The following is a 20,903-nucleotide window of genomic DNA, read 5'->3' as shown; positions in this document are numbered from 1 at the left end:
GGTTTTCGTGATGGCCAGATAATTGTCGGCGCTCAGGCCATCCTAGCTTTCGATGCCTGGAATGAGCTTGCGCTGTTGCAACGGGCGCCGTGGCTGGGCCGTTTGCTGGCGGCATCCCTGTTGCGGCGCGAAGGACTGACCACGAAGGCGCATCTGTTGGCTTTCAATGCCGGTCTGAAAACCATCCGCGTCGAACGGCACCGCCATCGCGATTTCGAAATCCGGCTCATCGCCAGTCTCGACGGGTTGGTGGCTGGGATCAAGCTCGGCTTCAAAGAGCACGACCGGTTGCTACTGGCGCGGCAGATGCTGGAGCTGAGGCTGAAGGGACGGCGCGCCTCGTCCAATCTGCCGGGCCTGATTGTGTTGATTTGCGCGACGAATTAAACCACTTTTGTGTCTCGCGGTGACCCAGTCCATCGTGAGGAATTTGCGGCTATTTAAAGACCCTGAATGTATTCCCGTGGGTCACAGTAAGACGCAAAAATGGATCAAATGACGGCAGAACTCGACAGCTTACCTTTGCAACATCTCACGCCGATATCCGAGTTGAATAGACAGAGCCTCTGCGTGTTTTACCACCAACGCTGCCATCTCCGGGATACGGTCATCTGTCAGACGACGTGGTGTGCTGGTCAAACTAAGTCCTGCAATAACGCGTCCGACCGGATTGCGTACGGGTGCACCTATGCAGCGCTCCGAGGCATCCATTTCACCATTATTGATCGAATAGCCGCGCTCTCGGGTGCGATGCAAGTCTTCGCGCAGTGCGACGGGGTCGGTTAGTGTCGACGTTGTATAGGCATGAAGTCCCTGGGCAATAACTCGTTCAATTACGTCGTCAGGTTGAAATGCCAACACGGCCTTACCCACTCCACTACAATAGCACGGTGAGCTTTCCATTATAGTTGTGGAATTGAACCGCCCCGCTCGACCGCCAGACGTGTGAGATACAAATATCATCTGGTTGCCGTCAAACACATACAGATGGCCCTTTTCTCCTCCAGCGCGGCTGAGCGACTCTACGACGTGGCGCGCATCGCGAGAAATATCCATACCGTTGAGTGCTATATTTCCGAGATGAATTAGGCGTAAACCAAGCCGATAGACATCTCGGTTTCGATCCTGTTCCAATAGTCCTGACTCTCGAAGAATTGCCACCCAACGATGGGTGGTCGAGCGCGCCATGCCAGTCAGTTCCGCGATCTCACTTACAGAAAGCTGACCACCTTTTACCGCAAAGCAGTCAAGAATACGCAGCATTTTCTCAGGTGCAGTGGAGGCAGATTGGGATAGATCAGGCATACTTTTTTCCAGGGCAGTTCCAACATCAAGCCATATCCGCATCTGTGCACAATATAGCAAAGTATGCAATAAGACGCCACATAATATGTCCTAAAAAATGAGACAAAGAGACTTTAAAAAAAATCCATACTATTGATATTTAACGATTTTATAAATTTGAGTTATCACATAATTGCGCTTATCTTTTGAGAATATAATTTTGGGAGAGGAATTATTTTACATGACTGTCGAGCTAAAAGGCATCATTCCAGCGCTTGTGACACCGTTTGATTCAGATGGTGAAATCAATGAAAAGCTGTTCCGCGCACATACTCGCTTTATTGTAGAAAAGAAGGTTCACGGCGTTTGTCTCGGGGGCTCTACAGGTGAAGGTTTTGCGCTTGATACCAATGAATTGGTGCGCCTGACTGATGCCGTTCTTGAAGAGGTCAATGGTCGCGTTCCAGTCGTGACGGGTATCATAGCAAACTCGACGCGCGAGGTTATTCAGCGTGCCAAAGCCCTCGAGGGGCGTGGGATCGCAGCGCTCCAAGTGACGCCTACCTACTATGTCTTTGATTACGGTGAAGAGGCGATGTTCCAGTATTTCAAGCGCATTTGGGAAGAGACGGGTATCCCGCTAGTGATCTATAATGTGATCCCTTGGAACCTGCTGTCCGCCGATCTAGTTATCCGCATGCTCGAAGAGATTCCGGGCGTAATAGGCATCAAGCAAAGTCAGGGCAACATTTCGCGCGCAGCTGAATTGGTAATCCGCGCACCGAAAGGTAAATCCATACTCGCTGCTATTGATGATCTGCTTTATCCTTGCTTTATGATGGGAGCTCAAGGAACGCTCGCGGCATCGCCGACCGCCGCACCGGGCCCTTGCGTCAGATTGTGGGATGCCGTGAAATCCGGTGACAACGATACTGCACTCAAAATCCATGACCGGCTGGTACCGTTCTGGCATCTTATGGGTCATTCTAATCTGCCAGCCTTGGTGAAATATTGTCTTGAAATTCAGGGTTGTGTCTCTGGCTTGCCGCGTCATCCAATGCCGGAGGCTTCGGATGAGCAGAAAGCCGTAATTCGGCCTGCTCTTGAAGCGTTGCTGGAGTTTGACAACTGATTAGATAAATCGTTCCGGTGTGTGGGAGTTCGCCGGAAAGCTAACAAAAAGGGAGGAGACATCATGACACGTTTTACGGATAAATCTCTGCGTGGATTTTCAGGAATGGTGAGCCGGCGCTCGGTCCTAAGAGGACTTGCCGGGGGCACTGCAGCTGCGGCACTTGGCCTGCATGCTCCGGCAGTTTTGGCAAACAAACGTCAGTTTGAAGGCGTCACACTTCAGGGGGCATGCTTTCAGCACGTTTTTCATGAACATGTGAAAGCTTATTTGCCAGAGTTCGAGGAAATGACGGGTATGACCGTCAATATCGATTTCCAGGCCTTTCCGGTTTATAATCAACGAATGGATTTAGAGCTGTCGACCGCCGGCAACAGCTATGACTTCATCAATATCACGTTTCCTTATTCCGGCCGATGGGTTGGTGCGGGCTGGCTTCACCCATTGGATGACTTCGTTGCTGATCCCAACTTGACTGAAGCGGACTGGGACGCTGATGATTTCGTTTCGGGCACTCGCGCACCCTTCTACAGTGCCGATGGCAAGACTTATGGCTTCCCATGGGAAGCTGGTGCTATGATGGCGGGGTATGCCCGTTTTGACTTAATGGAAGCTGCAGGCTTTGGCATTCCAGAGACACTAGACGAATTTGAAGCGATGAACAAAGAGTTGCATGGCCGAGACGGTCTGGCGGCCTACGTGAACGACAAACTGCATCACTGGAACTTCCCCCCCTATCTCATGAATTTTGGTGGTGGAGTCTTCCGGGGAGCACCCGAAGATTTGATGCCAATTCTCGACACTCCCGAGGCTGCGGAAGGCGCACAATATTACGCTGACCTGTTGTCGAAATATGGTGCGCGCGGCGTGCTTTCGTTCACCGACGACCAGGCTCTGCGGATGCAACTAAGCGGACAAGCAAACGCGCGCACCAATGCCATGGCTTGGGTACTGCCGCTCAGCCAGTCACCTGAAAGCAAAGTCAAGGCAACAACTCGATACGGAATGATCCCACGCGGGAAGGCGGGAAGTTTCCCTGGGTCAAACGCCAATGGATATGGGATTCCCGCCGAGGCAAAACAAAAGGAGGCGGCTTGGGCTTTTATCCAGTGGGCAACTTCGAAACCAACCTTCCGCAAGATCGCGCTTGAGCGTGGAGGCCTTGCGACACCGCGCCGATCCATCATTGACGATGTCGAGTACCGCAAGAAGCTTATGATCAATGGGCAGGATGTGGCGGCGCTTTATTTGCAGGTGTTAGAAGAGGCGGGCGAGGGCGGCTACATGAAATACCGCACAGCGCCAATATTTCCCCAAGTCGGCGATAAGCTGAATAAGGCGATTGAACGCATCGCCTCAGGTCAGATGTCGGCGGTAGATGCCATGAAGGCCGCACAAAGCGAGTCAATTGATGATCTGCGGAAAGCCGGCATAGCCCTGTGATCGTTTAACACCAGTTTCTGGGAGGAACCAAGCGATGAGCGAAGCAATTCGTGACGCGTCGGCCGGGCACACGCGCCTAACCTTCGCCAGCCAGCAAAGCAAATTCTTTTGGGCTTTGTTGACGCCAGTGCTCGTGGTGCTGGGAGTGGTAACACTCCTTCCCACTATTTACCTTCTAATCACGAGCTTTACGCCTCTGAGCCTGGCCACTCCTGGGACAGCGTGGAATTTTTCGAAACCTTTCGCAAACTACTCCCTGCTATTGAGTGATGCTCGTCTGCATAATAGCCTTTGGGTGCAGGCAAAACTTTCGTTCTTCACTGTGGCGCTGCAACTTGGACTGGGACTGACTATCGCTATTCTACTGAATATGCGTACACCTCTTATGAATGCTCTCAGGACTAGTTTTCTTATTCCGATGGTGTTGCCTCCGATCATCGTAGCCATCATCTGGAAAGTTCTATATTCACCAGATATTAGTCCTGCTTGGTGGCTCTTCGATGCTATGGGGTGGGTAGTCATCTCGCCCATTACAGACGCGAATTGGGCTTTGACCGCAATTATTATAGCAGATACATGGGAATGGTTTCCATTCACCATGCTCATAATCTTAGCCGCACTTTCGCAATTTCCTGAGGAACAGCGCGAGGCCGCTCGGATAGATGGTGCTACCTCTTGGCAGGTGACCCTATATATAACTTTACCGTATCTTAAGAATACGCTGCTGGTCGCTGGGCTATTTCGACTTATCGACAGTATAAAAACATTCCCGCTAATTTATATTCTTACTGATGGTGGCCCCGGAACTGTGACGGAAGTCTCAAATTACTACATCTTCTCCCAAAGCTTTAATTACAGCTATATCGGCTATTCGTCGGCGGTGACAATGGTTTTGGTAGCTATCGTACTTGTGCTGAGTTGGATCACCATCCGGCTTGTGTCTGGAGATCAGAAAAATGGCTAGACCCCCTCGATTTTTGTCGCGCTACGAGGTCATCTTCGCCAATACCGTTGTAATCCTACTGGCGATAATGACGTTGCTACCGTTTCTATGGTTCGTTGTCATGAGCTTCAAACCGGCAGACCAGATTTTTGCCGGCGTGGACGGGCTATTTTTTAAGCCGACGTTGGAGAACTACGAGGGACTGGTGACTGAGCGATTTATGCGCTCAATGTGGAACTCGATCGTTACCAGCACAGTCTCAACCGTCTTGGCACTAGTTATCGGTATTCCAGGTGCGTATGCGTTATCTCGTGCCTCGTTGAAACGTGATCGATCGCTTTCTTTGTTGATCCTCGCCTCCCGCATGGCGCCCCCTGTCGCCTTCGCTATACCCTATTTCCTTGTGTATCGGAATCTTGGGATTCTTGACACCAAAACCGGGTTGATCATTGTCTACCTCACTTTCAATCTGGCACTTGTGGTCTGGTTAATGCGGAATTTTTTTGATGCTACCCCGCGAGAGCTGGAAGAAGCGGCTTGGATCGACGGTGCCAGCCTTTGGGGCACTTTCATTCGCATCGTCTTACCAATGTCAGGTCCTGCGGTGGTAACAACAGGGATGCTTTGCTTCCTCTATTCATGGAATGATTTCTTTTTTGCTTTGACGCTAACCCGCAACAACGCAATGACAGCGCCTGTAGAGGTGGTTAATTTTATGAACTATGAGGGCTGGGAGTGGGGTAAGATCGCGGCAGGTGGTACGCTGATCATGGCACCGGTACTCATCTTCTCACTTCTTATGCGGAAATATCTCGTTGCCGGCATGACTGCTGGAGCTGTTAAGGGATGAGAAGAGCCGGAGATTTGTTTTAGTTTTTCCAAAGGAGAGGTCGCTATGAGTGGCGTGCAAATAAAAGACCTGCGCAAAAGCTATGGCTCAGTGAATGTCATTAAGGATGTAACGATTGACGTGCTTGACGGCGAGTTCGTCACTCTCGTCGGGCCGTCGGGTTGCGGAAAATCCACTTTGTTGAGGATGATCGCTGGGCTGGAAAGTATACAATCCGGGGAAATTCATATCGGAGATCGCGTCGTAAATGACTTGGCTCCGATGCATAGAGATATTGCTATGGTATTTCAATCTTATGCGCTTTATCCGCATATGACGGTTGAAAAAAACATGGGCTTCTCTTTAAAACTCAAAGGAATGCCGAAGGAAGAGATTGATCAAGCAGTAGGTCAAGCAGCAAAAATTCTTGGACTAGAAGAATACCTAACTCGGTTTCCACGTCAGCTGTCTGGCGGACAACGTCAGCGCGTTGCAATGGGGCGCGCTATTGTACGCAACCCGCGAGTTTTCTTATTTGATGAGCCACTCTCAAATCTCGATGCGAAGCTGCGAGTACAGATGCGGGCTGAGATCAAGGAACTGCATCAGCGCCTGAATACTACTACAATCTATGTTACTCATGACCAGGTTGAGGCCATGACTATGGCCGACAAGATTGTTGTGTTGCGTGATGGTCTCATTGAACAGATTGGCTCCCCCCTTGATCTATACGACAATCCAGTGAATATGTTCGTAGCTGGCTTTTTAGGTTCGCCTGCAATGAACTTCCTGCCTGCAAAGGTTACCAATACCGGCATTGTTGCAGAGGATGGAACACTCCTTGCTCCGCTAACCGCTGCATTAACAGAAGGTCAATCCGTTATATTTGGCATTCGCCCGGAGCATATCAGCCTTGGGGGTGAAGGTGTTCGCGCGCGCATCAGTGTTGTCGAGCCTACTGGTGCCGATACTATGTTGGTTCTCCACGTTGGTGATGCCCCGATAACAGTAACACTCCACGAGCGTGTGACGCTTAAAACTGGAGAAGAGGTCCGAATTAGCGTTCGCCCCGGCAAGGGCCACATTTTTGATGCAGCTAGCGGTGCTCGCCTTTGAGAATTAAAAGCGATGGGAGTTGGCCTCCAAAAGGAACTTGGCATTCGTGCAAACGCCGCAACCCTACCCCATGATCCTGAGGCTGAAATGGTAGATTATCTGCTCACGTAACGCCCCGAAGGGACAGGCTTGAGGGGGTCGTCAGGCGGCTCAACATCAACGCGCTACGTCGCTTAAAAACTGCGTTTCCTTCATTGTAGTGACTTTTGTCCAAACATGCTTCCGCTACCTAAAAGGAGCAAGGTAAACGCCGGCTCACCACCCAGTTCGATTGTTAATTCTGGAGAAGCTCATGTTTGACATTGCATGCATATCTGCAGTGGTTGCGCGGATACCTTTTGATCAAAACAACCACATCAATGATCCAAGCTTGAGAGGGTCTAAAAATGTTTTAATATGGGGTGTGAAAAGATGAGCGGACTTTTTGATCTGACAGGGCGCGTTGCGGTTGTCACGGGTGGTGCAACTGGCCTCGGTGCCGGCGCCGCGAGGGCACTTTGCACTGTGGGTGCACGCGTGATTATCTTGGGACGTAATGCCGACCGGCTTTCCGCCACAGCCGCCATTATCGGAGCGCGTGCAAAACCGTGTGATGTCACTTCTCGCAATAACTTACATTCGGTTTTCGGCGAGGTATTATCTGAAGAAGGTTCGCTTGATATTCTTATTAATGCCGCCGGCATCAATCTGCGTGGTGACTCTTTCAATTTCTCCGAAGACGACTGGGATCAAGTTCACGCGGTAAATGCCAAAGGCGCATTTTTTGCTGCCAGGGAGGCTGCCCAGCTGATGAGAGACGCTGGGCATGGCAAAATTGTGAACTATTGCTCATATGGCAGCGCTCGCGGTCTGAAGGGAAGTGTGGCATACGCTTCGAGTAAAGGCGGCCTTCGCCAAATTACTAAGAGCCTTGCATTAGAATTGGCCCCCTTCAACATTCAGGTGAATGGGATCGAGCCCGGTTGGTTCAAGACTGAGATGACAGGAGAGCTTTTCGACAATCCCGCATGGATTGAGCGCACCCGCGCACGCATTCCGGTGGGACGCATGGGTACGGTCAACGATCTTGACGGGTCGGTAATATTTCTTGCATCCCGGGCGTCGGATTATATAACCGGCATCATGCTTCCAGTTGATGGAGGCGCTCAAGCACATTAAAAACCCGTCTGAAATGACCGTTATGAGATATTGGTGTGTTTTATCATGTGAAAACTCGACACACGTTTTCGCAGATATTTGGAGATCCTCGTTCCGGGAAATTGGCCCTCCAGCTGAACCCTCGTATGTTTGGCAAGCGTCGACAGACAATCCAAAAAGCTTTTGCAAATAAATGTGATCGGCATAGTCAGGTGGAAAGCATGCGTTGGATCGATAAGATCGCAGGGCAACTCGTTCGAAGCGCTTGGTATCTGACGTTTTGATTTCAGTTCTCGCCTGAACTGTAGCCCGCACGTTTGAAAAGCTTTTAGTGCGCAAACGAAGTCCGCATCAGTTATCCTTACGGGCCTCGCCAACCTTGAGCTGAGCTTCCAATCTAGAATTTAGAACCAGCTTATCTTAGCAACGCAAAAATTACACTTGAGCGAATTCGTTCGCGCCAGATAAAATGATTCTGATTATTTGTATGAAGACATTGCGAGCTTTTAAAGCTTGAACGGCATGCTAGTAAAATCTGCGGTTGATCGTTTCTTCATCGGCTGAATTTCGCCAGCCGATGAAGCTTAATAACGGTCGAAGCACCCAGCTGTTTAAAGCATATCAACTAAAATCTGAAAGCCACGCTAAGGCTATCCTAAGTGAAGTTTTGATTTCACGCGCAATTTTTCAGGACCATTAGATATCAGCGCGCACGTTCTGCTTCTGGGTACCTAGACCTTCGATGCCGAGTTCGACAACGTCGCCAGCCTTGAGATAACGCGGTGGCTTCATGCCCATGCCAACGCCCGGAGGCGTACCGGTGGAGATGATGTCACCCGGTTGCAACGACATGAACTGCGACAGGTACGAAACCAGATGACACACGCCATAAACCATGGTTTTGGTCGAGCCGTCCTGCATGGTCTCGCCATTGACCTTGAGCCACATGCCAAGGTTCTGCGGGTCGGTAACTTCGTCTTTTGTCACCAGCCATGGGCCTGTTGGACCAAATGTGTCGCAGGATTTGCCCTTGGTCCACTGACCTGCACGCTCGATCTGGAAAGCGCGTTCCGAAACATCATGCAGCGTGCAGTAGCCAGCGACGTAATCAAGCGCATCATCTTCTGAGACGTATTTCGCGGTCTTGCCGATCACGATGCCGAGTTCCACTTCCCAGTCGGTCTTTTCCGAGCCGCGCGGGATGATCAGATCATCGTTCGGGCCAACGATAGCCGAAGTGGCCTTCATGAAGATAACTGGTTCTGGCGGAACGTCCATGCCGGATTCGGCTGCGTGGTCAGCATAGTTTAGGCCAATGCAGATGAACTTGCCGGTGCCTGCAACGCATGGGCCGAGACGCGGATTGCCTTCGACCTTTGGCAGCGCATTCACATCAAGCGAGCCAAGCTTCGCAAGTGTTTCAGGGCTGAGAACTGCGCCCGATAGATCACTGACATAGGCGGACAGATCACGGATATTGCCGTCTGCATCGAAAAGACCTGGCTTTTCCTGACCCGTTTCGCCATAGCGGAGAAATTTCATGATTGTCGCCTTTTTATTAATGCAAGATTTGCTGTAGAAACAGCTTGGTGCGTTCATGCTGGGGATTGTCGAAGAATTCGGCTGGCGAATTCTGCTCAACGATTTGGCCCTGATCCATGAAGATCACGCGGTTGGCAACCTGACGCGCAAAGCCCATTTCATGGGTCACGCAGATCATTGTCATGCCTTCATCGGCAAGGCTCACCATCGTATCAAGAACTTCCTTGACCATTTCCGGATCAAGCGCAGAAGTCGGCTCGTCAAACAGCATGACCTTTGGGTTCATGCAAAGAGCACGCGCAATGGCCACACGCTGCTGCTGACCACCTGAAAGCTGACCCGGATATTTATTGGCCTGTTCCGGAATTTTCACGCGCTTCAAATAATGCATGGCCACTTCTTCAGCCCGCTTCTTTGGCATTTTACGCACCCAGATTGGCGCGAGCGTGCAATTCTCCAGAATGGTCAGATGCGGGAAGAGGTTGAAGTGCTGAAACACCATGCCGACTTCGCGGCGTACTTCATCAATCTTCTTGAGATCATTGGTAAGCTCGGTGCCATCAACGATGATCTGACCCTTCTGGTGCTCTTCCAGACGGTTGACACAGCGGATCATCGTCGATTTGCCTGAACCAGATGGACCGGCAACAACGATACGTTCGCCACGCATAACTTTCAGATTGATGTCACGAAGAACATGAAACTCACCATACCACTTGTGCATGTTCTTGATTTTAATGACGGTATCAGCAGCCGCCTGAGGTACATTGCCTGACATTTTGGATCGTATGGACATAGCTCGTTCTCCAGCCATCAAAACAGCTACTCCGTAAGCGATGTTGAAATATCATTGGCAATTTGGATGACTGTGGGAGCAAGGCCAGCAAGTCTGGCATCTGGCATGCGTTCTGCCGGGCCGGACACACTTACCGCTGCAAAAACACGTCGGGTCGAGTCTCGTACTGGTGCACCGATGCAGCGTACGCCGACTTCGATTTCTTCGTCGTCGATGGAAAATCCCCGCGCTCGAATGCGCTCCAAATCTTCAAACAGCTTGTCTAGGTTAGTAATGGTATTGGCCGTGTAGCTGTGGAAACCTTCGCTTGCGATTTTTCTAACGAGTTGCTCGTCTTGAAAAGCAAGAAAAGCTTTACCAACGCTCGTGCAATAGGTTGGGGCGGCGCTGAGTGTCGTCAGACTAGAGGCGATCATTTCCTCGCGTTCGACACAGACCATTTGATGTCCATCAAACATATGAAAATGAATGATTTCTCCGGTCAATTGCTGTAATCGGGCTATATGAGGATGCGCGCGTGTTGCTGTATCAAGGCTTTCAAGAACACTACTTCCGTAATGAAACATCTTCATTCCGAGCCGATAGCCTTGCCTTCGCCCGTCCTGATCTAATAGGCCAACATCTCTTAACGAAGCCACGATCCGGTGAACCGTTGTCTTTGGCAAACCTGTTGCGTCAGATATCTCACCAACGGTCAGTGAGGGCTGTTTTCGCGTAAAGCTATCGAGCACGATTGCCATTTTGCGTAAAGACTTAGCACCGGTGTCACGGCTATCACTCCCAGATTCACTGGTGTCGATAATGCTCTGCTTTGCCATTTCTTTTTCCAAATCTATCTTCCTGCTAAAATTAAACGTGCTCGCTTTTCTAATTTTCCTGCAACTCTTTCCAGCACAAAGCAAACAGCAAAATAAATCAACGCGAGAACGCCAAAAATGATGAAGGGTTCGTTTGTTCTGATAACCACTTCGCGGGCAAGCTTTGTAATTTCGCTGATGCCGACGACAGAGACGAGTGATGTATCTTTGATGATGAGAATACTTTGTCCCAGCAAAGACGGAATAATTGCCATCAGCGTTTGAGGAAGCGTAATGTCCTTAAGACGCTGAAACAGGTTCAAACCCAGTGCGATGGCGGCTTCGTCCTGTCCTTTGTCGAGCCCCCGCAATCCACCCTTGATAATTTCCGTCATGTAGGCGCCGTGCGACAGTGAGAGCGCGATCACCGCTGTCGTTATAGGGCCAATGTCTATTCCGAATTCTGGAAGACCGTAATAGACAAGAAAGATGAACATCAGAAACGGTGTGCTTCGGAAAATGTAAACGTAGATAGTCACGATCAGGCGTGCTAACCGCCATGGGGATGTGGCCAGAATACCACCGATGATGCCGATGCCAAGAGCTGGGAAAAACGAAGCCACCATAAGATAAAGAACGATTGGAAGGCCGGTTAGAATGAGAGCGAGAGCGTCACCCGATATCGAGATAATTTGCGCCATGCTCATGCTCGCTTATGTTTGGAGAAACCTGCGCGGCTTTCATAAACGTCAATCACGACGTTCAAGGTTACGCAGATGATTATGTATAGAACACAGCTGACAAGATATGCCGGCAAAAACTGATAGCTTTCGTTGGCTACATCGTCGGCGGCTTTGGTGATTTCGAGAACAGCGATCGTGTAAAGAAGCGATGTATCTTTGATGAGCTGAACGAATTGTCCGGTGACAGCAGGTAAGATGACTGGAGCTGCTTGGGGGAGTATAACTTTTCGCAGTTGCAGACCCTGATTGAGGCCTAGCGCAGAAGCCGCTTCGCTTTGCCCTTTAGGAATCGCATTTAATCCGCCACGCACCATTTCAGAAATATAGGCGCCTGAATTAAACGTGAGTGCTATAACGCCGGTCCAGAATGCACTAAGAGTAATATCGCAGGCCGGCAGGCCGAAGTAAATGAAGTAAACTTGTACCAGCAGAGGTGTGTTGCGAACGATCGATACATACACAGCAATCATGCGGCTGAAGATATTTGAGCTCTGGAATCGCGATATGCCGGCGAAAACACCAATGATCAAAGCAAATGCTAAACCAAGTGCTGCCGCTGAGAGTGCATTTTTAACACCCGTAAGATAGGTGTCCTGATATTGTAGAAACAAATCATAAGCATCAGAAAACATTGCTTATCTCCTAGTGCCTCAGAATCTGTTCGAGAAAATTACGGGTTCGCGGCTCTTTCGGGTTTGAAAAAAACTGTTCTGGCTGGGCTATTTCTACCAATTGTCCTTGTTCTAAAAAGGCAATCTCATTGGCGATTTCGCGCGCAAAACCCATTTCATGCGTTACTACAATCATTGTCATTCCAGAATGAGCCAGTTCGCGCATGACTTCGAGAACCTCACCAACCATTTCGGGATCAAGTGCAGAAGTAGGTTCGTCAAAGAGAAGCATCTCCGGGTCCATCGCTAAGGCTCGACAGATTGCAACACGTTGCTGTTGTCCGCCAGAAAGCTGAACCGGGTAGGATTTCGCTTTGTCTGCCAGCCCAACACGCTCAAGAAGGGCAATGGCGCGTGCATCTGCTTCACTGCGACTGCGACGCAGTACACGACGTTGCGGTAGTGAAATATTCTCAGCCACCGTCAAATGCTGAAACAGATTGAATCTCTGAAACACCATACCCACTCGGCGATGCAGATCTTTGGCACGCATAGTGGATAGGTCTTCACCTTGGAGAAGCATCTTCCCTTCTGAAAGCCTGGGGGCGAGCCGGTTAATTGCGCGTATGAATGTGCTTTTTCCGGACCCTGAAGGTCCACAAATCACAAGAACATTGGACTTTTCAAGCGAGAGAGTAATGTTGCGCAATGCATGGAATTTGTCGAAGTGGAGACCAACGTCGCGAGCTTCAAAATAGGGCAAATGTAACCTCCCAAGTCTAGACGGATTAATTCTATCTAATGGCGACACGCTTGAAGGCGCGCCGCCAATAAGAGTGAATTATTGGAGGGTCATACGGCTACCGTCACCGCTTTCAGGGACGTAAGCGCCTATGCCAAGCAACTCAACCAGTTCCTTCCGGTCATCTGATACGCCGCTGTTCTTTTCAAGGAAATCTTTCTTCCAGGCATCGCCCGTCACCCAATACTTCTTGAGTGCGTCGAGTTCTCCACTTTCGGTAATTTTATCGAGGAAGAAGTCCAGATACTGTTGAGTATAAAAATCACCTGGTCGAACAGCAAAACCCCATGTGTCCGCGGTTATGAGCTGGCGCGGCTCGGTGAGAGCTTCAAATCCGTATTCAGGTTTAACGATCCCAAGGACAGCAAGGTCATTTAGAATTGCATCGACGCGATTTGTTTTTAGCGCCTGATAAGTGTCGACGTCATTTGGATATGTTTGCAATTCGGCCAGGGGGAAAAACTGTTTGGCGGCATCGACTGCATTCGTACCAGCTTTGACGGCAATCCTCTTTCCCGACTGATTAAGGTCTTCCCAGGATTGGTCTTTGTTTTCAGGCTGAACGATTGCAACCACGCCAGTCTCGTACCAATTGTTACGCGTAAACATAACTTGCTGCGCGCGTTTGAATGTTGTCGACATGCTGGTTGCCAGAATATCAGATTTGCGGCTGAGCAAGCCAGGAATGAGGCCTGCCCATTCAACGTTTCGCATTTCCAGATCGACGTCGAGTTTGGCAGCGATAAGACGATCAAGATCAATGGAAAAGCCCGCGGCATTACCGTTAGCATCGCGGAACTGCCATGGTGCAGCAGAGAGATCGTTCATGATAACAATCTTTTTTGCCTTCAGAATATCACCCAGCGTTCCGCGCGGGTCTTCCGCAGCTTTTACTGCCAATGTACCGAGACTTGTCGCGACGAGCGCACCCATAATAAGCTTTATTATTTTTTTCACTTTGTTCTCCCTTATTCCGTTATTCGGAATATATAATTTTCGCATATTAATAAACGCATAAAATTAGTAGATAGGCAATAACAGTGTTGACTATTTCATATTTTTTTATTTTACTATCGCCAACAGGTCTATATTCCGAATTGCGGAATAACGACATTGGAAAAATTGCACTGCTGGGGCTAGAGGAGCAGCTCTGGATTTTCACGGCCAATAAAACAAAAGAGGGAGATGGCTTCAGCGATTGGGGTTGTACCAATGCAGAAGGCTGTCATCAGGAGCATAAGAATGAACTTTCAGTCAGCGAACTGGCCGATAGCCGGAACCCCTGCTCGGATTAATACGATTGAGCTTAACCAGATTTGCGATATCGCCGATCTCGCTCGTGAGGATCCGGACGTCATTAAACTCTGGATCGGAGAGGGGGACCTTCCCACTCCCGCTTTTATTCGTGAAGCTGCAATCAATGCGCTCGAAAATGGGCAAACCCGTTACACCTATGCATTGGGTGTGCCTGCCCTTCGAGATGCGCTTGCGCGTTATCACAAGCGTCATTGGAATGTCGATCTCAGTCCAAACCGCTTTAGTGCCACTGCCGGTGGCGTTCAGGCCATAATGCAGGCTTTTCAGGCTGTGTTAAGCCCGGGAGACGAGGTGATTGTGCCCGTTCCGGCATGGCCTAATTTGATCGAGATTATTGGTATTCTTGGTGGGAAGGTTGTTCCTGTTCCATATCGCACCACAGAGCAGGGTGGCTTTTCGCTTGATCTCGAAGATCTATTCGCAGCAGTGACACCGCGCACGAAAGTCATTGCGATTAACTCGCCTTCAAATCCAACCGGCTGGATTATGCCGCGTGAACAGATGGTAGCTGTCCGGGATTTTGCACGGGAGCGCGGTTTGTGGATCGTTTCCGATGAAGTCTATTCGCATTTTACCTATGATGGCAGCCTTGCACCTTCGTTTCTTGAGCTGACAGAACCAACAGACCGGCTTCTGATAACAAATACCTTCTCCAAAAACTGGTGTATGACGGGATGGCGCGTTGGTTGGATCATCTATCCAGAAGGTATGTCGACGATCTTCGACAATCTCAGTCAATATAACACTACGAGCGTTTCGACCTTCAGTCAGTATGCAGCTGTCGCAGCTCTCGATCAGGGCGATAGCTTTATAAAGGAACTGGTCGCACGATCTACCAAAGGTCGCGAAATCATTTGTTCTACGCTTGATAAGCTCCCGAATGTACGTGTGTTTTGGCCTGAAGGAACGTTTTATTTCTTCTTTTCGGTGCATGGCATGAACAATGGTTACGATATGGCAAAGCGTATTTTGCGTGAGGCGAGCGTAGGAGTCGCGCCAGGCTCCGCCTTTGGGCCAGGTGGAGAAGCATTCTTGCGAGTGTGCTTTGCTGTAGATCCCGCCCTTATCGCCGAAGGGGCGGGGCGTCTCGAGACGTTTTTGAAGAAATTATAGGATTTTAAGCATTGGCAGCCGAAGCACAATCTTGGGTAACCGCTTAGTACTCAGCTGCCGCGCACATAATCCAATCGCATAAAATCTGGGAGAGAAAAGTGAAAAAGATCATCAACCGTCCGGTAGATATCGTTAGGGAAATGTTAGAAGGCTTGGTCAGAATTAATGCTGATCTGTCTCTGCTGGATAGCGAAAATGTGGTGATCCGGTCTGGGCTGCCTGTTTCAGATGAACGCGAAGTTGCAGTGATTTCCGGTGGCGGTGCAGGACACGAGCCCGCTCACGCAGGTTATGTTGGTGAAGGCATGCTGAGCGCAGCAGTCACCGGTGAGATATTCACATCACCAAGTGCCGATGCAGTGCTGGCAGCAATCCGCGCTACCGCTGGCCCAGCAGGCGCATTGCTTATTGTCAAGAATTACACAGGCGACAGGCTGAATTTTGGATTGGCTGGAGAGCTTGCGGCACTTGAAGGTATTCCGACGGAGTTAGTGGTTGTTGCTGATGACGTTGCACTTGCTGGTATAGTTCCTAATGAGCGCCGGCGTGGCATCGCCGGGACAGTTTTTGTTCACAAAATTGCCGGGGCCGCCGCCGCTTCGGGTAAGGCTCTTACAGAGGTCGCAGCGATTGCTCGAAGTGCCGCTGAACGTGTAGGTACAATGGGTGTCGCACTTGGCTCATGCACTGTTCCAGCGGCTGGAAAGCCGAGCTTTGAGCTCGGCGATCAAGAGATTGAACTTGGACTTGGAATTCACGGTGAAAAAGGCGTGGAGCGTGTCATCATGATGGCCGCCGACCAGCTTACAGACCGTTTGATTGATACAATTGTTGCCGACCGAAAAATACACTCTGGAGCGAGGGTTGCCCTGCTAGTTAATGGTCTTGGATCCACGCCACCTATGGAGTTGGCCATTGTTGCACGGCGCGCGCTTATCAGGCTGCGTGAGCTGAACATTGAAGTGAAAAGAGCATGGAGCGGAAACTTCCTGACTGCGATTGAAATGGCAGGCTGTTCGATTTCACTGTTGGAAGTTGATGATACTGCACTGCTTGGTTTAGATCACGAAACCGATGCGAGTGCCTGGCCTCGCGGTGGAAATGTTCCAAAAGAACTTAATGTCACGCTTGTACCGACCCAACCGGCAGTTCAAACGCTCGCTGTATCGTCGGTGCGATTTGATGCAAAGAAAGTTCAAGCCATTGCACTTTCAATCGCTGATGCACTCGAACAAGCCGAAGCTGAATTGACTGATCTCGACAGCAAAGCAGGCGACGGGGATCTTGGAGCGAGTATGGTGCGTGGTGCACAAGCTATTCGTGATTTGCCTGAGGCGTTATGGGCAGATCCCGCAAACGCCCTGATCACACTCGGCAATGGTGTACGCCGTGCGATCGCAGGGAGTTCCGGACCATTTTACGCGATTGCATTGACACGCGCTGGCCGTTCACTTGGTCTGGATGCTGTGTCCGGGGTTCCTGATTATAAAGAGGCACTACGTATTGCAACTGCCGCGGTCAGTGAAATAGGCGGAGCCAAGGCAGGCGACCGCACGATGCTTGATGCTCTTTTACCTGCCAGAGATGCGCTTGATGCAGCTGAACCTTCATCGAGTGCTAAAGACGCGTGGCACGATGCAGCTCACGCAGCTGAGGTTGGTGCAAAAGCTACGGCGGCAATGATGCCGCGACTTGGGCGGGCAAGTTATCTGGGAGAGCGTGCACTTGGGGTTCCAGATGGAGGAGCCGTTGCCGTAGCTATTTGGATGCGTGCGCTGGCAGACAGTTTGTAAGCGCGATCACCACCACCAAACGCACTAACAAAGAATTCACGTCGTCACGAGAATGGGCGAACCCTTTCGTGCGCCTTGATGAAACAGACCAGAATAGGTCAAACCTTGGGAAAAAGTTATGAATCTAGAAAACATCAATGGCATCATTCCACCAATCGTCACACCATTCACCGCTGATGGAGAAATCGACGAAGCCGCATTCCGCAATATCGTAAAGTTTAACCTCGACAAGAAGGTCCATGGGGTTTGCGTTGGCGGAAGTTCGGGCGAAGGTCATACACTGAGCGTTGAAGAATTCGCTCGTCTTATGGAAATTACTGTCGAAGAAGTCGATGGTCGTATTCCGGTATTAGCCGGCATTATTGCCAATTCAACACGTGATGCGATCCGTCGGGCAGAAGCAATTTCGCACCTGTCGGTCCAGGGTCTTCAGGTGACACCTGTCCATTACGTTTTCAAGCCAGATGAAGAAGCAACATTTGCACACTTCAAAGCACTCACCGAGGCTACTGACGTTCCGGTCATCATCTATAACGTCGTTCCATGGAACTATCTCAGCCCGGCACTACTCATTCGTCTCATGAAAGAACTGCCTGGCGTACAGGGCGTGAAGCAGAGCGCCGGAGATCTCAAGCTGATGGCTGATCTCATGCTAGGTATTCCCGAAGGCTGTAAAATCTACACCGCAGTTGATGCATTGCTTTATCCTTCATTTGCTCTTGGCTGCCACGGAACAATTGCCGCTAACCCGGCAGCAGTACCAGGTGTTTGTATTGCATTGTGGAATGCAGTGCAGCGCGGTGATCATGAGCGCGCTAAGGAAATTCATGAAGCTTTACTTCGTTTCTGGAATGCTATTTTCGCTGACAACCTGCCGGCAAATATCAAAACAGTAATTTCGCTGCAAGGCACTGAGGCTGGTCTTCCGCGTATGCCAATGCCGCAAACATCGGCCGCGCAGCTGGAAAACATCAAGCGCGAACTCAAGAACGTTCTGAAGTACGAAGAGGCTTAATATGATGCATGGACGTTCACTCCGAGCGTCCATGCGCTCATCGTCATAGTTGTGCAGGAGCAGGTTTTATTGGAACGGCCTACCGCTCCAAACTCGTTTCCAAATTGAGTAGTGGCTGACATATCAGCCAATACAATCTAAATTCCGTGGGAGGAAATTTATGTTTAAACTGATTTCGACAAAAGCGTTGGTATTAGGATTCGCGGCAGCCTCGGCGTTACCAGTTGCTGTTTACGCCCAAGAATGGCCAACACGACCAGTTCAGCTCGTAGTAGTTGCAGGTGCTGGTGGCGGTTCAGACTATACTTTTCGCTTGATGGCTGCTGAGCTTGAGCGCACCCTGGGACAGCCCTTCACCGTTGTCAATCAAGCTCAAGCATCGGGTATCGTCGGCTATACAGCTTATAAAAATGCAGCGCCAGACGGTTATACACTAGGCCAACTTTCGCCAATTGCTCAATTTTCTATGCTAGGGCAAGCCGATTTCAAAGCAGATGACTTCACACCCATTGCTCAATTCAATGCGGACCCTTCGGCGATCCACGTTGCTGGCGACTCTCAATACCAGGATCTGCGCTCGCTCGTCGCTGCTATTAAAGAAAATCCCTCGGCATTTAATATTTCTTGCGGGGGAACCTGCAATGCAAGCTGGGACATTCCATTCGTCTCCATGTTGCTGGGAGAAGGCGTTGATGTTAGCCAGATAAAATTGATCCCCGCTCAGGGTTCAGGCGCAGCTCTTCAGGAGCTGGCTTCTGGCGGTATTGACATTGTTCTCTGCTCGGTCCCTGAAGTGACCTCAATGGCTGATGCGGGAATCGTACGAACACTTGCCGTGATGAGTGCAGAACGCCTGCCAATTAACGACAAAATTCCCACTGTCGAAGAGGCAATTGGGACCCCTTATATTGGTGGAACGTGGCGTGGTATCGCGGGGCCAGCTGGACTCGATCCTGCTGTCGTTTCCAAACTCGAACAAGCTGTAGCTACTGCTGTTGAATCTGAAACATTCCTTCAAGGAATGCAAAACCGTGGGTTTGGCGTAACTTATCTCAACAGCGCTGATTTTACGACATTTCTCGGTGATCATTACAAGGAAACGGAAGTTGTGCTGAAAGCCCTCTCGGGGAAATAAGGACTGTTTTCTGTAATCACGTTAGTGCTGCCGGCGCTATGCGCCGGCAATCGTGTAATGTTGGGTGAGGATACGAGAATGACGCAGAGATTGGTTGGTGCTGGCTTTGCACTGTTCGGGATTGTGGTGGTTATAATGGCGATTCAACTACCGCAGCCATTAGCCGCTACACGAATAGCATATGGACCAGGCTTTTTCCCGCTATTGTTAGGTATTGTTATAGCCGCATCAGGAACATGGCTCGCTTTAGTAGGGGCCGGACGCGCGATTGATGAAGTTGAAGGTGAACGGTATTCTCTTCGGGCGTTTTCCAAACCTGCAGTAATTTGTATAGCAGCGCTGATTTACGTATTCTTCTCTCAGCAGGTTGGTTTTCTTATTTTGGCACCGATTATTCTGATGTCGCTTCTGCTTCTTGGTCGGGTAAATATTGGTCTTTCTCTCGTTATAGCTCTGGCAACAGCAATCATTGTTTACATCGTTTTTGCTAAAATTCTTCTCGTGCCGCTACCGCTTGGACTTCTCAGCCCATGGGGGAGATATTTGTAATGGACAATGTTGTTGCAGGACTCGGGCTTTTATTCAGTGTTGAAGTCATGCTTGTTATGCTGGCGGCTGGCATTTTCGGGCTTTTTATGGGTGCATTACCAGGACTTACTGCCACAATGGCGGTTGCGCTGCTTGTGCCGGTAACATTCTATATGGACCCCGTGCCGGCGATTGCAGCTATGGTAACCGCCGCCGCTATGGCAATGTTTGCTGGTGATATTCCGGCGGTTCTCTTGCGCATGCCTGGAACGCCAGCGTCAGCTGCCTACGCTGACGATGGGTATTCGCTAACTAAAACGGGTCAGACTCATGTCGCAATGGGGCTCTGTCTCCTGGCCTCAGCGATAGGCGGGCTTTTCGGCGCTCTCATTTTGGCCACCTTGGCACCGCCGTTGGCAATGATCGCTCTGCGCTTTTCATCCTATGAGTATTTTTGGCTTTGCCTTCTTGGTTTGACGACCACTGCCTTCATGATTTCGTCATCGCGGGTTAAAGGTGTCCTATCCCTGTCTCTTGGCCTTTTTACCGCTACCATTGGTATTGACCCAATTAGCGGTGTACCACGTTTTACATTTGGAAATCATAACCTCATCGGCGGTTTATCTCTTGTTCCAATCATGATTGGACTTTTTGCTATTGCCGAAGTCTTTCGATACTACGCTCGTAAAGAGCCTACGGTCCGTCTTGAACAAAAGGCCATTAAAGGTGTGTTCGAAGGTCAGGCCAGACTACTGTGGAAAGAGCGTCGGGCTGTTGCGCAGGGAAATATTCTAGGAACAATACTCGGAATATTGCCCGGAGCAGGT

General features: G+C 50.1%; 22 protein-coding genes. 14 read left to right on the top strand and 8 right to left on the bottom strand.

Going from position 1 to position 20,903, the window contains the following annotated elements; all coding sequences use genetic code 11:
• Positions 1 to 387 (top strand): DUF1612 domain-containing protein (locus CEV31_RS17445; RefSeq protein WP_143850974.1); only part of this gene is annotated, 387 nt, incomplete at its 5' end.
• A 129-nt stretch (positions 388 to 516) separates the two neighbouring features.
• Here CEV31_RS17445 and CEV31_RS17440 read toward each other — a convergent pair.
• A complete protein-coding gene (locus CEV31_RS17440; protein ID WP_094508957.1) occupies positions 517 to 1,305 on the bottom strand; it encodes an IclR family transcriptional regulator in 789 nt (262 codons plus the stop codon).
• A gap of 220 nt (positions 1,306 to 1,525) precedes the next feature.
• Between CEV31_RS17440 and CEV31_RS17435 the strand changes: the two genes are divergently transcribed.
• The 6 genes from CEV31_RS17435 (at position 1,526) to CEV31_RS17410 (ending at position 7,905) form a co-directional block, all read left to right on the top strand.
• The gene (locus CEV31_RS17435; protein WP_094508953.1) at positions 1,526 to 2,416 is read left to right on the top strand and encodes a dihydrodipicolinate synthase family protein; all 891 of its coding nucleotides are present in this window, start codon (positions 1,526 to 1,528) and stop codon (positions 2,414 to 2,416) included.
• A gap of 63 nt (positions 2,417 to 2,479) precedes the next feature.
• Positions 2,480 to 3,859, top strand: a complete 1,380-nt coding sequence (locus tag CEV31_RS17430; RefSeq protein WP_094508951.1) for an ABC transporter substrate-binding protein — start codon at positions 2,480 to 2,482, stop codon at positions 3,857 to 3,859.
• A gap of 34 nt (positions 3,860 to 3,893) precedes the next feature.
• Positions 3,894 to 4,823: a carbohydrate ABC transporter permease gene (locus CEV31_RS17425; protein WP_094508949.1), complete on the top strand. Its 930-nt coding sequence runs from the start codon at positions 3,894 to 3,896 to the stop codon at positions 4,821 to 4,823.
• Positions 4,816 to 5,652 (top strand): carbohydrate ABC transporter permease, encoded by an 837-nt coding sequence (locus CEV31_RS17420; protein ID WP_094508947.1) that lies wholly within the window; start codon positions 4,816 to 4,818, stop codon positions 5,650 to 5,652. Before CEV31_RS17425 ends, CEV31_RS17420 begins: the two co-directional genes overlap by 8 nt.
• 45 nt (positions 5,653 to 5,697) lie before the next feature.
• On the top strand, positions 5,698 to 6,747 hold the full coding sequence (locus CEV31_RS17415; protein WP_094508945.1) for an ABC transporter ATP-binding protein: 1,050 nt from the start codon (positions 5,698 to 5,700) through the stop codon (positions 6,745 to 6,747).
• A 411-nt stretch (positions 6,748 to 7,158) separates the two neighbouring features.
• Positions 7,159 to 7,905, top strand: coding sequence for an SDR family NAD(P)-dependent oxidoreductase (locus tag CEV31_RS17410; RefSeq protein ID WP_169717388.1), 747 nt, complete (start codon positions 7,159 to 7,161; stop codon positions 7,903 to 7,905).
• 675 nt (positions 7,906 to 8,580) lie between these two features.
• Here CEV31_RS17410 and CEV31_RS17405 read toward each other — a convergent pair.
• Genes CEV31_RS17405 through CEV31_RS17375 form a run of 7 tightly spaced genes read right to left on the bottom strand, consistent with a single transcriptional unit; the run spans position 8,581 to position 14,132 of the window.
• Complete coding sequence (locus tag CEV31_RS17405) at positions 8,581 to 9,426, bottom strand: fumarylacetoacetate hydrolase family protein (RefSeq protein ID WP_094508941.1); 846 nt, start codon at positions 9,424 to 9,426, stop codon at positions 8,581 to 8,583.
• Between the two features lie 16 nt (positions 9,427 to 9,442).
• Positions 9,443 to 10,204, bottom strand: coding sequence for an amino acid ABC transporter ATP-binding protein (locus CEV31_RS17400; RefSeq protein ID WP_094508939.1), 762 nt, complete (start codon positions 10,202 to 10,204; stop codon positions 9,443 to 9,445).
• Between the two features lie 44 nt (positions 10,205 to 10,248).
• Positions 10,249 to 11,052, bottom strand: a complete 804-nt coding sequence (locus CEV31_RS17395; RefSeq protein WP_094508937.1) for an IclR family transcriptional regulator — start codon at positions 11,050 to 11,052, stop codon at positions 10,249 to 10,251.
• Between the two features lie 2 nt (positions 11,053 to 11,054).
• Positions 11,055 to 11,720 carry an amino acid ABC transporter permease gene (locus CEV31_RS17390; RefSeq protein ID WP_169717387.1) on the bottom strand — a complete coding sequence of 222 codons (666 nt, stop codon included), beginning with the start codon at positions 11,718 to 11,720 and terminating at the stop codon, positions 11,055 to 11,057.
• Between the two features lie 2 nt (positions 11,721 to 11,722).
• Positions 11,723 to 12,394 carry an amino acid ABC transporter permease gene (locus CEV31_RS17385; RefSeq protein ID WP_094508933.1) on the bottom strand — a complete coding sequence of 224 codons (672 nt, stop codon included), beginning with the start codon at positions 12,392 to 12,394 and terminating at the stop codon, positions 11,723 to 11,725.
• A 10-nt stretch (positions 12,395 to 12,404) separates the two neighbouring features.
• Positions 12,405 to 13,184 (bottom strand): amino acid ABC transporter ATP-binding protein, encoded by a 780-nt coding sequence (locus CEV31_RS17380; RefSeq protein ID WP_374847421.1) that lies wholly within the window; start codon positions 13,182 to 13,184, stop codon positions 12,405 to 12,407.
• Between the two features lie 30 nt (positions 13,185 to 13,214).
• On the bottom strand, positions 13,215 to 14,132 hold the full coding sequence (locus CEV31_RS17375) for a substrate-binding periplasmic protein (protein ID WP_169717386.1): 918 nt from the start codon (positions 14,130 to 14,132) through the stop codon (positions 13,215 to 13,217).
• 83 nt (positions 14,133 to 14,215) lie between these two features.
• Here CEV31_RS17375 and CEV31_RS21155 point away from each other — a divergent pair, with 83 nt between their 5' ends.
• From CEV31_RS21155 to CEV31_RS17345, 7 genes are all read left to right on the top strand, one after another.
• Entirely contained in the window at positions 14,216 to 14,470 is a 255-nt protein-coding gene (locus CEV31_RS21155) for a hypothetical protein (RefSeq protein WP_169717385.1), read from the top strand.
• Positions 14,418 to 15,605, top strand: coding sequence for a pyridoxal phosphate-dependent aminotransferase (locus CEV31_RS17370; protein ID WP_094508955.1), 1,188 nt, complete (start codon positions 14,418 to 14,420; stop codon positions 15,603 to 15,605). The genes CEV31_RS21155 and CEV31_RS17370 overlap by 53 nt, the downstream gene beginning before the upstream one ends.
• A 98-nt stretch (positions 15,606 to 15,703) precedes the next feature.
• Positions 15,704 to 17,398: a dihydroxyacetone kinase family protein gene (locus CEV31_RS17365; protein WP_094508926.1), complete on the top strand. Its 1,695-nt coding sequence runs from the start codon at positions 15,704 to 15,706 to the stop codon at positions 17,396 to 17,398.
• 118 nt (positions 17,399 to 17,516) lie between these two features.
• On the top strand, positions 17,517 to 18,413 hold the full coding sequence (locus tag CEV31_RS17360) for a dihydrodipicolinate synthase family protein (protein WP_094508924.1): 897 nt from the start codon (positions 17,517 to 17,519) through the stop codon (positions 18,411 to 18,413).
• Between the two features lie 160 nt (positions 18,414 to 18,573).
• Positions 18,574 to 19,548, top strand: coding sequence for a tripartite tricarboxylate transporter substrate binding protein (locus tag CEV31_RS17355; protein ID WP_094508922.1), 975 nt, complete (start codon positions 18,574 to 18,576; stop codon positions 19,546 to 19,548).
• A 78-nt stretch (positions 19,549 to 19,626) separates the two neighbouring features.
• Positions 19,627 to 20,097, top strand: coding sequence for a tripartite tricarboxylate transporter TctB family protein (locus tag CEV31_RS17350; protein WP_169717384.1), 471 nt, complete (start codon positions 19,627 to 19,629; stop codon positions 20,095 to 20,097).
• Positions 20,079 to 20,903, top strand: an 825-nt coding sequence (locus tag CEV31_RS17345) for a tripartite tricarboxylate transporter permease (protein WP_143850973.1), incomplete at its 3' end; no start/stop codon positions are given. The genes CEV31_RS17350 and CEV31_RS17345, both read left to right, overlap by 19 nt.

The sequence above is a fragment of the Brucella thiophenivorans genome (assembly GCF_002252445.1).
In the GTDB taxonomy this organism is placed as follows: domain Bacteria; phylum Pseudomonadota; class Alphaproteobacteria; order Rhizobiales; family Rhizobiaceae; genus Brucella; species Brucella thiophenivorans.
The sequence above is the reverse complement of the archived record's forward strand: the minus strand, read 5'-3'. Positions and strand labels throughout refer to the sequence as shown.